This is a genomic window from Streptomyces sp. MB09-02B (genome assembly GCF_033794485.1).
GTDB lineage: Bacteria > Actinomycetota > Actinomycetes > Streptomycetales > Streptomycetaceae > Streptomyces.
Genome location: NZ_JARGEE010000051.1, coordinates 19,672 through 31,514, shown reverse-complemented (window position 1 = coordinate 31,514; position 11,843 = coordinate 19,672). Strand labels below are relative to the sequence as shown.

Annotated in this window: 8 protein-coding genes; 1 reads left to right on the top strand and 7 read right to left on the bottom strand. The window is 71.8% G+C overall.

Translation table 11 applies throughout. From position 1 onward, the window contains the following. Positions 1-281 precede the first annotated feature (281 nt). Positions 282-1,079: an IclR family transcriptional regulator gene (locus tag P1P70_RS10560; protein ID WP_319236489.1), complete on the top strand. Its 798-nt coding sequence runs from the start codon at positions 282-284 to the stop codon at positions 1,077-1,079. 16 nt (positions 1,080-1,095) lie between these two features. Here P1P70_RS10560 and folP read toward each other — a convergent pair whose 3' ends face one another. The 7 genes from folP to P1P70_RS10525 all read right to left on the bottom strand — a co-directional run bounded on the left by folP (position 1,096) and on the right by P1P70_RS10525 (position 11,842). Beyond that, on the bottom strand, positions 1,096-1,923 hold the full coding sequence (gene folP / locus P1P70_RS10555) for a dihydropteroate synthase (protein ID WP_413471450.1): 828 nt from the start codon (positions 1,921-1,923) through the stop codon (positions 1,096-1,098). 137 nt (positions 1,924-2,060) lie between these two features. Continuing rightward, a complete protein-coding gene (locus P1P70_RS10550; protein WP_319236487.1) occupies positions 2,061-2,663 on the bottom strand; it encodes a sarcosine oxidase subunit gamma in 603 nt (200 codons plus the stop codon). After that, a complete protein-coding gene (locus P1P70_RS10545; RefSeq protein ID WP_319236486.1) occupies positions 2,656-5,964 on the bottom strand; it encodes a sarcosine oxidase subunit alpha family protein in 3,309 nt (1,102 codons plus the stop codon). Before P1P70_RS10545 ends, P1P70_RS10550 begins: the two co-directional genes overlap by 8 nt. Before the next feature lie 11 nt (positions 5,965-5,975). After that, positions 5,976-7,208, bottom strand: a complete 1,233-nt coding sequence (locus tag P1P70_RS10540) for a sarcosine oxidase subunit beta family protein (protein WP_319236485.1) — start codon at positions 7,206-7,208, stop codon at positions 5,976-5,978. A gap of 58 nt (positions 7,209-7,266) precedes the next feature. Beyond that, positions 7,267-8,127: a bifunctional methylenetetrahydrofolate dehydrogenase/methenyltetrahydrofolate cyclohydrolase gene (locus P1P70_RS10535; protein ID WP_319236484.1), complete on the bottom strand. Its 861-nt coding sequence runs from the start codon at positions 8,125-8,127 to the stop codon at positions 7,267-7,269. Positions 8,128-8,164: 37 nt separating this feature from the next. Further along, positions 8,165-10,603, bottom strand: a complete 2,439-nt coding sequence (locus P1P70_RS10530; RefSeq protein WP_319236483.1) for an FAD-dependent oxidoreductase — start codon at positions 10,601-10,603, stop codon at positions 8,165-8,167. 261 nt (positions 10,604-10,864) lie between these two features. Further along, positions 10,865-11,842: an ABC transporter substrate-binding protein gene (locus tag P1P70_RS10525; protein WP_319236482.1), complete on the bottom strand. Its 978-nt coding sequence runs from the start codon at positions 11,840-11,842 to the stop codon at positions 10,865-10,867. Position 11,843 lies beyond the last annotated feature (1 nt).

Here is an 11,843-nt window from a genome sequence, read left to right as displayed (position 1 = left end):
GGGACTTCACCGGGCCCGGACGGAGACCGTGGCCGAGCCGTCGATCGCTACGTTTCATATAGCGCAACCATCATCGCTATGAGCAACGACGACCAAACTGTCTCCTTGAGGACACCCACTGTCAAGAGGTTGGTCGCGCCGACTTGCCCGCTCCCCGGCGACGCCCCCCCTTCCCTCGCCGGGAAGGTCCGTGCGAGCATGCGGGCGACCGGTTCCGGCCATGGTCACCGCACTCGGCGAAGACCTCGGAACCGCCGGGGGCGGCTGCGTATAGTTGCACCATGAGCAACTACGCGGCAGAGGGCGCAACAACGGGTCCCGCGGTGAACGGTGTTCAGTCCGTCGACCGTGCCATCAGCGTCCTGGAGATCCTCGCCCGGCGCGGCGAGGCCGGTGTCAGCGAGGTCGCCGCCGAGATCGACGTCCACAAGTCGACCGCCTTCCGGCTCCTCGGGGCGCTGGAGGCACGCGGCTTGGTCGAGCAGACGGCCGAGCGGGGCAAGTACCGGCTCGGCTTCGGCATCGTGCGGCTCGCCGGCGCCATAACGGGCCGCCTCGACATCACGCAGCAGGGCCGGCAGGTCTGCGAGCGGCTCAGCGAGGAGATCGGCGAGACCGTCAACATCGCCGTGCTCCAGGAGCACTACGCGGTCAACCTCCACCAGGTGCGCGGTCCGGGCGCGGTCGGCACCCACAACTGGGTCGGCCAGCTCACCCCCGTGCACGCCACGTCCAGCGGCAAGATCCTGCTGGCCCACCTCCCGGAGCGGGAGCGGGCCCAGGTGCTGGAGGCGTCGGGGCTGCGCAAGCTGACGCCGCACACACTGACGGCCAGGACGAAGCTGGAGAAGGCTCTCACCGAGGCGCGCGAACTCGGCTACGCGGTCACGCTGGAGGAGCTGGAGATCGGACTGCACGCCATGGCGGCGCCGATCCGCTCCCGCGAGGGCGAGGTCATCGCCGCGCTCAGCGCCTCCGGCCCGGCCTACCGTTTCACGGAGGAACGCATTCGCGAGCTCGTGCCCGTACTGACGCGGGGCGCCGAGGAGATCAGCCGCAGGATGGGACATCTGGGGTGAGCGCCACGCGCGCCGCTCACCCCAGCGGCGACCGCGCCGCCACCGCCGCCTCGGCGCCCCAACGGGCCGTCACCCGTACCGCGTCCAGCGTCGAGGCGACGTCGTGCACCCGCAGGCACCAGGCGCCCTGTGCGGCGGCGAGCACGGACACGGCGGTGGTCGCGGCGTCGCGCTCCCGCGCCGGACGCGGCTGTCCCGTCGTCGGGTCCGCCAACAGCCGCCCCAGGAACGCCTTGCGGGACGCGCCCACCAGCACGGGACGGCCCAGCGCGCGAACCTCCCCGAGCCGCCCCAGCAACTCCCAGTTGTGCTCGGCCTCCTTGGCGAAGCCCAGGCCGGGGTCGACGATCAGCGCACCGGGCGGGACGCCCGCCTCCAGGGCCGCGTCGATCCTCAGCCGCAGTTCGTGGAGCACGTCGCCGACGACGTCGCCGTAGACGGCGTTCGCCTGCATCCCGGCGGAGTGTCCCCGCCAGTGCATCAGCACGTACGGCACCCCCGCCCGGGCCATCAGGGGCAGCATCGCAGGGTCGGCGAGGCCCCCCGACACGTCGTTGACCAGCCGCGCGCCCGCGTCCAGCGCACGGGCTGCGACCTCGGCCCGCATCGTGTCGACGCTGACGACCGCGCCCGCCGCCGTGAGGTCACGGACCACGGGCAGCACCCGCCGCAACTCCTCCTCGACGGGCGGGCGCACCGCACCGGGGCGGGTCGACTCGCCGCCGACGTCCACGATGTCCGCGCCCTGCTCCAGCAGGGCTCGGCCATGCGCCACGGCCGCGTCGGCGGCGTACGACAGCCCGCCGTCGGAGAACGAGTCCGGCGTGACGTTCACGACGCCCATCACCAGCGTGCGTCCGGGCCTCGGCAGCCCGGGCGGGTGCAGGTCCGGCGTGCCCGGGTGCGACGAGGTGGTGGGGGCGTGGGCCGTGACGGTCACGGGTGTCCGACTTTCGACGCGCTGACAGGGACTCGCATGGCTCAGACGTGCTCCGTCGCCGCGTCGAGCAGCCAGTCGGCCAGATAGCCGGCGAACGACGAACGGACCAGGACCCAGAAGCCGGCGCTGGGCTCCTCGCGCGCGACCAGGACGACCTGGGTACGGGCCAGGGTCGTCTGGGCGCAGCGCCCGGGACCGAAGGCCCTCGGGTGCAGGTCCAGCGCGCAGCCGTGGGCCAGCAGGTCGCGGGCGGCGGCGCCCGCGACGAGGACCGTGGTGCGCTGCGCGGACACGTCGGTGACGGAGACCGGCTCCTCTCCGGCGGCCTCCCGGATCCGGCCCTCCAGCTCGCGGGCGCCGCCCGGCGGCCCCACGAGCAGCCACTCGTCGGGCCCGAGCCACAGCGCGGTCAACTCCCCCGCACGGGTGACGGTCTCGGGCTCCAGCGGCAGCGGGAGGCCCAGCGCGAGGCCGACGGCGTCCGCCGCCGCCCCCTTGGCGTCGAGGCGTACGTCGAGCTGGGTCAGGAAGGGCAGTTCGGCCAGCCGGAGCGCGCCGCCGGAGGCACGGGTGGCGGCGGCCAGCCGGTCGGCGGCCCCGGCGAGCGGGCTGCGGGGCCGGGAGGTCAGGGCGGTGTCAGCCATCGCGGCGGGCTCCCTCGGGGTCGTAGAGGACGGGGCTCGCGACGGTCACGGGGACCAGTCGGTCGCCCACGGGGGCGTACAGCCGCTCGCCGATGCGGTCCCGGCCGCCCTTGACCAGGGCGAGCGCGAAGGTCCGGCCGAGGGCGGCGCTGCGGTAGCTGGAGGTGACATGGCCGAGCATCGGGACGGGCGGGGCCGGCAGCACGCTGTCGGCGACCAGGTGGGTGCCCTCGGGGAGGAAGTCGCCCGGGTCCTCGGGGAGGAGGCCGACCAGGTGCTTGCGGTCGGGCCGGACGGTGTCGGGGCGGGTGTAGGACCGCTTGCCGATGAAGTCCGACTTCTTCTTCGAGACGACCCAGTTCATCCCGAGGTCCTGCGGGGTGACGGTGCCGTCGGTGTCCTGGCCGATGATCGGGTAGCCCTTCTCGGCGCGCAGGACGTGCATGGTCTCGGTGCCGTACGGGGTGATGCCGTACGGGGTGCCGGCCTCGTAGAGCGCCTCCCAGAGGGTCAGGGCCTCCCACGGCGAGACGTTGATCTCGTAGGCGAGTTCACCGGAGAAGCTGATCCGGCAGACCCGGGCCTCGATGCCCGCGACGGTCGTCTCGCGCCAGGCCATGAACGGGAAGTCCTCGTTGGCGACGGCCAGTCCGGGTGCGAGGGAGCCGATGACCTCACGGGACTTCGGGCCGACCAGCGCGACCGTGGCCCACTGCTCGGTCACCGAGGTGCAGTGCACCTTCAGCTCGGGCCACTCCGTCTGGAGCCACTCCTCCATCCAGTCGAGCACGGTGGCGGCGTTGCCGGTCGTCGTGGTGACCAGGAAGCGGTCCTGGGCCACACGGATGACCGTGCCGTCGTCGAAGACCATGCCGTCCGGGCGGCACATGACGCCGTAGCGGATCATGCCGACCTTCAGGGTGCTCATCATGTTGGTGTAGAGCAGGTCGAGGAAGACCCCGGCGTCCGGGCCCTGGACGTCGATCTTGCCGAGGGTGGAGGCGTCCATGAAGCCCACGCCCTCGCGGGTCGCGGCGCACTCGCGGAGTACGGCGGTCTCCATGTCCTCGCCGTCCTGGGGGTAGTACCAGGGGCGCTTCCACTGGCCGACGTTCTCGAACAGCGCGCCGTGCCCGACGTGCCACTCGTGCAGGGCGGTCGTCCGGACCGGGTCGCTGAGCACGCCCCGGTCGCGGCCCGCGAGGGCGGCGAAGGAGACCGGTGTGTACGGCGGGCGGAAGGTGGTCGTACCGAGGGAGGAGACGTCCACGCCGAGGAGTTCGGCGACGACCCCGCTCGCCAGCACTCCGGAGGTCTTGCCCTGGTCGTTGGCGGTGCCGGCCGTGGTGTACCGCTTGGTGTGCTCCACCGAGCGCAGGCCGGCGCCGGTCGCCCGCTCCAGGTCGGCCACCGTGACGTCGCGCTGGAGGTCGACGAACCGGGGGGCGTCCGAGTCGCCCGGGACGACGTACACGTGCATCGGCGGCGTCGGGGCCGGCTGCGCGGCCACCGCCGGGAGGCGGGGCTCCTCGGACGTGTACCCCTCGGCCTCGATCGCGCGGGCACCGGCGGCGGCACCCTGGGCGAGGACACCGGCGGTGTCGAAGAGACCGCTCGCGCTGCCCACGACCTCGACGGCCTGGCGGCCGGTGTCGGGCACGAAGGAGCCCAGTGTCTCGTCGTGGCGCAGCTTGCCGCCGGACTGGCTGAACAGGTGCGCCGCCGGGTTCCAGCCGCCGGAGACCAGCAGCAGGTCGGCGGCGAACTCGCGCTGTCCGGCGGACCGGCCGTACGGGGCGACGCCGACGGCGGTGAGGCGGGGGTCGCCCTCGGTGCCGGTGACGGCGTGTCCGGCGAGGACCTCGATGCCGGCGGCCCGGGCGCGTTCGGCCCACTCCCCCGGTGCGGGGCGGGTGTCGACGATCGCGGTGATGTCCAGGCCCGCCGAGGCGAGGTCCAGGGCCGCCGCGTAGGCGCTGTCGTTGGTGGTGAGGACGACCGCGCGGCGGCCGGGCAGGGCGCCGTGGCGGTTGACGTGGGTGCGCGCCGAGGAGGCCAGCATCACGCCGGGGCGGTCGTTGTCCGCGAAGGCCAGGGAGCGTTCGTGGGCGCCGGTCGCGAGGACGACGCGGCGGGCACGGATGCGCCAGACGCGTTCCCGGGAGACGTTGTCGGGGGCCGCGCCGCCGAGGTGGTTGGTGCGGCGCTCGACGGCGAGGAGGTGGTTGTCGTCGTAGTAGCCGAAGACGGTGGTGCGGCGCAGGACGCGGACCTCGGGGGCGGCGTCGAGCAGGGCGGCCGTCTCGCCCACCCAGTCGAGGTGTTCGGCGGTGCCGAGGAGGCTGCCGCCGGGTTCGGGCTGGTCGTCGGCGAGGATGACGCGGGCGCCGCTGTTCGCCGCCGCGGCGGCGGCCGCGAGGCCGGCCGGGCCCGCGCCCACGACCAGGAGGTCGCAGTGGGCGTGTACGGCGTCGTAGCGGGCGGGGTCGGGTTCGGTGGCGAGGCGCCCCTGGCCGGGGAGGCTGGTGGCGACCAGGCCGTCGTAGAGCTCGACGGTGGTCGCGGGGAGCATCGGCTCGGGGAAGGGTTCCTCGATCTGGATGACCGCGTTGGGCTCTTCCACGCCGGCGGAGAAGATGCCGCGGGGGCGGCCGAGTTTGATGCTGGTGCCGGCTTCGATGACGCCGTTGGCGAGGAGGGCGGAGGCGAGGGTGTCGCCTCGGTGGCCCTGGTACTCGGTGCCGTCGAAGGTGAAGGTGAGGGGGGTGTCGCGGTCGATGCGGCCTCGGGTGGGGTGGCGGAACGGTTGGGTTGTCTCGCCCCCGCCGCCCCTACCCGTCCCGTCCTCGAGGGGCTGCGCCCCTGCGACCCCGTTGCTGGGGGCTGCGCCCCCAGGCCCCCCTTCGGCCTGAACGGCCTCGTTCTCAAACGCCGGACGGGCTGAGGGGGCCGGGCTCGGCTCGGAAGTGGCCGATCCCGACTGCTGCTCGGCGACCGGACGGGCTGACAGCACAGGCCTCGGCTCCGGGGTCGGCGGGCGTTCCTCTCCCGCGCGGTAGACCGACAGGATCTCGTTCGTGGACGTGTCGCGGACCGCGTTGAACCAGCGGCGGCAGCCCGCCACGTGGCTCCAGCGTTCGGCGAAGGGGCCCTTGGTGTTGTCGCGGAAGAAGAGGTAGCGGGCCCACTCCTCGTCCGTGAGGGCGGAGGGGGTCTCGGGGTAGGCCACGTGGGCCTGGCCGCCGTAGTGGAACTCGGCCTCGTCGCGGGGCCCGCACCACGGGCAGGTGATGAGCAGCATGGTTGGGCTCCCTAGTGGGCCACCGCGGCCGCGCCGTGCTCGTCGACGAGCGCGCCGGTGGTGAAACGGTCGAGCGAGAAGGGGGCGTTGAGGGCGTGCGGGGTGTCGTGGGCGATGGTGTGGGCGTAGACCCAGCCGACGCCCGGGGTGGCCTTGAAGCCGCCCGTTCCCCAGCCGCAGTTGAGATAGAGGTTGTCGACGGGGCTGAGCCCGACGATCGGCGAGGCGTCGGGGCTGACGTCGACGATGCCGCCCCAGGTGCGCAGGACGTGCGCGCGGGCGAAGACCGGGAAGAGCTCCAGGGCCGCGGCCATCTGCTCCTCGATGATGTGGAAGGCGCCGCGCTGGGTGTACGAGTTGTACGCGTCGATGCCCGCGCCCATCACCAGCTCGCCCTTGTGCGCCTGGCTGACGTACACATGGACGGCGTTGGACATCACGACCGTGGGGTGCACCGGCTCCAGGAGTTCGGAGACCAGGGCCTGCAACGGGTGGCTCTGGACCGGGAGTTGGATCCCCGCCATGGCGGCGAGGACCGAGGTGTGGCCCGCCGAACAGAGCGCGACCTTGCCGGCCGCGATACGGCCCCGGGTGGTGCGGACGCCGACGACGCGGTTGTCGACCACGTCGAGGCCCGTGACCTCGCAGTTCTGGATGATGTCGATCCCGGCCGCGTCGGCGGAGCGGGCCAGGCCCCAGGCCACGTGATCGTGCTTGGCGATGCCCGCGCGCGGCTGGTAGGTGGCTCCCAGGACCGGGTAGCGCACGTCCTGGGAGATGTTGACGATGGGGCAGACGTCCTTGACGCCGTCGGCGTCGAGCCACTCCGCGTCCACGCCGTTGAGGCGGTTGGCCTCCACGCGGCGCACGCTGTCGCGGACGTCCTGCAGGCTGTGCGCGAGGTTCAGCACACCACGCTGGGAGAAGAGGATCGGGTAGTCGAGCTCCTCCTCCAGTCCCTCCCAGAGCTTGAGGGCGTGCTCGTAGATGCCGGCGCTCTCGTCCCACAGGTAGTTCGAGCGGATGATCGTGGTGTTGCGGGCCATGTTGCCGCCGCCGAGCCAGCCCTTCTCCAGCACCGCGACATTGGTGATGCCGTGGTTCCTGGCCAGGTAGTGGGCGGTGGCCAGGCCGTGTCCGCCGCCGCCGACGATCACCACGTCGTACGACTTCTTCGGCTCGGGATCGCGCCACAGCCACTCGGGGTGCTCGGGGAGGTCGGCGCCGGGGGTGCGGGGGCTCATCGGACGTCTCCCTCTGGTGAGAGGTGCGGGTGCTGCGGGTACGGGGGGACGTGCGCGTTCATACGGCGGTGGCGTTCCTCTCGGCGGCCTCGACGACGTTGGCCAGCAACATCGCGCGGGTCATGGGGCCCACCCCGCCGGGCATCGGCGCGATCCAGCCGGCGACCTGGGCGGCGTCCGGGTGGATGTCGCCGACCAGGCCCTGGTCGGTGCGGGTGATGCCGACGTCCAGGACGGCCGCGCCGGAGCGCAGCATGTCCTTGGTGATCAGCCCGGGTGAGCCGGCCGCCGCGATGACGATGTCGGCCTCGCGGGTGTGCCAGGCCAGGCCCTTGGTGCCGGTGTGGCACAGGGTCACGGTGGCGTTCTCGGAGCGGCGGGTGAGCAGCAGGCCGATGGGACGGCCGACCGTGATGCCCCGGCCTACCACGCAGACCCGGGCGCCGGCGAGCGGTACGTCGTGGCGGCGCAGGAGTTCGACGATGCCGCGCGGCGTGCAGGGCAGCGGGGCGTCGACGCCGAGGGTGAGCCGGCCGAGGTTGACGGGGTGCAGTCCGTCGGCGTCCTTGGCCGGGTCCATGCGTTCCAGTACGGCGTTGGCGTCGAGGTGGCGGGGCAGCGGAAGCTGGACGATGTAGCCGGTGCAGGCCGGGTCGGCGTTCAGCTCGTCGATGACGTCCTCGACCTGCTGCTGGGTGGCGTCGGCGGGCAGGTCGCGGCGGATGGAGGCGATGCCGACCTGGGCGCAGTCGCGGTGCTTGCCGGCGACGTAGGCGTGGCTGCCGGGGTCCTCGCCGACGAGGACGGTGCCGAGGCCCGGCGGGCGGCCGCCGGTGGCGGTCAACTTGGCCACGCGCTCCGTGAGTTCGCGGCGGATGTCGGCGGCGGTCGCCTTGCCGTCGAGCAGCTGTGCGTTCACCGGCGGTGTTCCTTCCCTCTGCGGTCGTGGCCGGGTGTCAGCCACGGAGGCGGGACATGGTGGGGTCGAACAGGGGCTCCTCGGTGACGACGGCCTCGACGCGCTGGTCGAAGTAGCCGATGTGCAGCACGGTCCCGGGTGCCGTGAGTTCCGTCGGGAGCCAGGCGTAGGCGATGCCCTTGCCGATGGTGTAGCCGTAGGCGGCGCTGGTGACGTAGCCGACGGGGCGGTCGCCGTCGAGGACGGGTTCCTTGCCCATGACGACCGACCGGGGGTCGTCGATGACGAGGCAGCTCAGCTTGCGCCGCACGTTCTCCTTGCGGCGCAGCAGCGCGTCCTTGCCGACGAAGTCGTCCTTGTCGAGCTTGACGGCGAAGCCGACGCCGGCCTCGTAGGGGTCGTGCTCGTAGGTCATGTCGGTGCCGAAGGAGCGGTAGCCCTTCTCCAGGCGGAGGCTGTTGAAGGCGCCGCGGCCGGCGATGACGCCGCCGAGCGGCTTGGCCGCCTCCCAGAGGGTGTCCCAGAGCTTCTGGCCCTGGTCGGCGGTGGTGTAGATCTCCCAGCCGAGTTCGCCCACGTAGCTCAGGCGCATCGCGGTGACGGGCACCGAGCCGATGTAGGCGTGCTTGGCGCGGAAGTACTTCAGGCCGTCGCCGGAGAAGTCGGCGTCGGTGAGGGGCTGGAGGACCTTGCGGGCCAGCGGGCCCCACAGGCCGATGCAGCAGGTGCCGGGGGTGATGTCGCGGACCTGGACGGTGCCGTCGGCGGGGAGGTGGCGGGTGATCCAGTCCAGGTCGAGGTTGCCGTTGGCGCCGATCTGGAAGGTGTCCCGGGCGAGGCGGGCAACCGTGACGTCGCTGCGGATGCCGCCGTCGTGGTCGAGGAAGAGGGTGTAGGTGACCGAGCCGACGGACTTGGCGACCTTGCCGGTGCACAGGCGCTCCAGGAGGTCGGCGGCGCCGGGGCCGCTCACCTCCAGGCGCTTGAGGGCCGTCATGTCGTACATCGCGACGGTCTCGCGGGTGGCCTGTGCCTCGGCGCCGACGATCGGCGACCAGTACTGCGCGGCCCAGTCGCCGGGGGTGGGGATGGAGCGGCCCTCGACGAGGGGGGCGTTGGCCTCGTACCAGTGCGGGCGTTCCCAGCCGTTGGCCTCCAGGAAGAAGGCGCCGTGCTCCTGCTGGCGGGCGTGGAAGGGGCTGGTGCGGATCGGGCGGGGGTCGCCGGAGGGCTGGAGGGGGTGGAGGATGTCGTAGACCTCGACGAAGTTCTGGCAGTCGCGGGCCAGGACGTACTCCGGGGAGAGCTGGTGCGGCTCGAAGCGGTTGACGTCGCACTCGTGCAGGTCGAAGGAGGAGCAGTAGCCGTCGACCAGCCACTCGGCCATGGCCCGGCCGACCCCGGCGGAGTGGGTGACCCAGACCGCCTCGGCGACCCAGAAGCCCTTGACGTCCTGGGACTCGCCGAGCAGCGGGAAGTTGTCGGTGGTGAAGGAGAACAGGCCGTTGATGCCCTCCTCGATGTCCGCCTCCTTGGTGGAGGGGAGCAGCGACTGGGTCTCGGTCCAGGCGTCGGCGAAGTCGTCCTCGGTGAACTTCAGGACCGACGGCATGTCGGCGGCCTCGTCGACGGAGAGGATCTCGTCGGCGGTGATGGGCATCGGGCGGTGGCCGTAGTAGCCGATGCCGATGCCGTCGAAGCGGTCGCGGTAGTAGAGGTCGGCGTCCTGGTGGCGCAGGATCGGCCGGATCGCCTCCTCGGTCTGACCGGCGAGGGCCGGGATCGGGCCGGTCCAGGCGAGCTGGTGGGCGAGCGGGGTCAGCGGGAGGTTCATGCCGGCCATGCGGGCGATCTTCGGGCCCCAGATGCCGGCGCAGCATACGACGATGTCTGCGGGGATCTCGCCCTGGTCGGTGAGGACTCCGGTGACCTCGCCGTCGGCCTTCAGGACGTCGAGGACCTCGTGGCGGGCCAGGAAGGTCACGCCGCGCTCGGTGGCCCGGCGGATCTGCGCCTCGACGGCGAGGATGGCCTTGGCGAGGCCGTCGGTGGGGACCAGGAGGCCGCCGAGCACCCTGTCGCGGTCGACCAGCGGGTGGCGCTCGACGCACTCGTCGGCGTCGAGCAGGCGGGACTCGATGCCCCAGGCGGTGATCCAGCCGTGCCGGCGGCGCAGTTCGGTGAGGCGCTCGGGGGTGGTGGCGATCTCGAGGCCGCCGACCTGGAGGAAGCAGGGCTTGCCGTCCACGTCCAGGGAGCAGAACTTCTCGACGGTGTACCGGGCGAGTTCGGTCATCGTCTTGGAGGAGTTCGTCTGGAAGACCAGGCCCGGGGCGTGTGAGGTGGAGCCCCCGGTGGCGGGGAGCGGGCCCTGGTCGACCACGGTCACCTCGGTCCAGCCTCGCGCGGAGATCTCGTCCGCGAGAGCCGCTCCCACGACTCCCGCTCCGATGATGACCACTCGGGGTCCCGCCATCGCCGCACCTCCGCCTTGTTGACCGGTCGAGCCGATCGAGTTGCTGTTTACGCAACGCGATTCAGGTTGCGCAACTCAATGTGCCTTCCGCACAGGTGGGTGTCAAGGGTCACGGGACCTCGGAAAACAGGCCGGAGAAGAAGCCCGGGAAGAGGCCGGGGAAGAGGCCGGAACACGGCGATGCCCGGTGGGCGGCGCGCAACCCGCGCGCGCCGCCCACCGGGCATCCTCCGACCGGATTCCCGCGTCCGGTCGCTGCCGCTACTTCAGCCAGGCGTCCACCTTGAGACGGTTGGCGTCGACCCACTTCTTCGCCGCGGCCTCGGGGGTCATCTTGTCCACGGCGATGTACTTCGCCACGATGTTCTGGTCGTTGTTGGTCCAGCTGAAGTTCTTCACCAGGTCATAGGCCGGGCTGCCCGACTCGGCGAACTTCTTGCTGACGATCTTGTCCAGTGTGTAGACCGGGTAGTCGCAGTTCACCTTCTCCGCGTCGGCGTCGCAGCCCGCCTTGTAGTCGGGCAGCTTGACCTTCACCAGCGGCACCTCGGACATGAACCACTGGGGCTCGTAGAAGTACCCGATCACCCATTCCTTGTTCTTCTCCGCCTTGCGGAAGGTCTGGATGAGCGCGGTCTCGCTGCCCGCGTACACGACCTTGTAGTCCAGGTCCAGGTTCTTGACGAGGGCCTCGTCGTTGGTGACGAACGACGGGTCGCCGTCGAGGAGCTGGCCCTTGCCGCCGGACTCGGAGGTCTTGAACTTGGCCGCGTACTTGTTCAGGTTCTTCCAGTCGGTGATGTCCGGGTGCGCCTTGGCCAGCCACGGCGGCACGTACCAGCCGATCAGGCCTTCGTTGCCGGTGGCGCCGGCGTCCACGGCGGTCTTCTGGTCGGTGATGTACTTCTTCTTCAGGTCGTCGTGGCCCCAGTTCTCGACGACCGCGTCCACCTCACCGGTCCCGAAGCCCTGCCAGGCGATCTCCTCCTTCAGGTCCTTCTTGGTGACCTTGCAGCCGAGGTCGTTCTCGGCGACGTAGGCGATGACCGCCGCGTTGGCCTCGTAGCCGACCCACGGGTTGACCGCCAGGTTGAAGGTGCCGCACTTGGCGGAGCTGCCCGAGCCGCCCGCCTCCGAGGACTCGTCACCGACCTTCGCACCGCCGCAGGCGGTGAGGGTGAGGCCGAGGACCGCGACACCGGCCGCGCCGGCTCTCCATCGTCTTGCTTGCCTAGCCATG

Excerpts from the sequence above, each read along its gene's own strand:
- P1P70_RS10560 (WP_319236489.1), top strand. The coding sequence starts at position 282 with ATGAGCAACTACGCGGCAGAGGGCGCAACAACGGGTCCCGCGGTGAAC.
- P1P70_RS10525 (WP_319236482.1), bottom strand. The coding sequence starts at position 11,842 with ATGGCTAGGCAAGCAAGACGATGGAGAGCCGGCGCGGCCGGTGTCGCG.
- P1P70_RS10550 (WP_319236487.1), bottom strand. The coding sequence starts at position 2,663 with ATGGCTGACACCGCCCTGACCTCCCGGCCCCGCAGCCCGCTCGCCGGG.
- folP (WP_413471450.1), bottom strand. The coding sequence starts at position 1,923 with ATGGGCGTCGTGAACGTCACGCCGGACTCGTTCTCCGACGGCGGGCTG.
- P1P70_RS10530 (WP_319236483.1), bottom strand. The coding sequence starts at position 10,603 with ATGGCGGGACCCCGAGTGGTCATCATCGGAGCGGGAGTCGTGGGAGCG.
- P1P70_RS10545 (WP_319236486.1), bottom strand. The coding sequence starts at position 5,964 with ATGCTGCTCATCACCTGCCCGTGGTGCGGGCCCCGCGACGAGGCCGAG.
- P1P70_RS10540 (WP_319236485.1), bottom strand. The coding sequence starts at position 7,208 with ATGAGCCCCCGCACCCCCGGCGCCGACCTCCCCGAGCACCCCGAGTGG.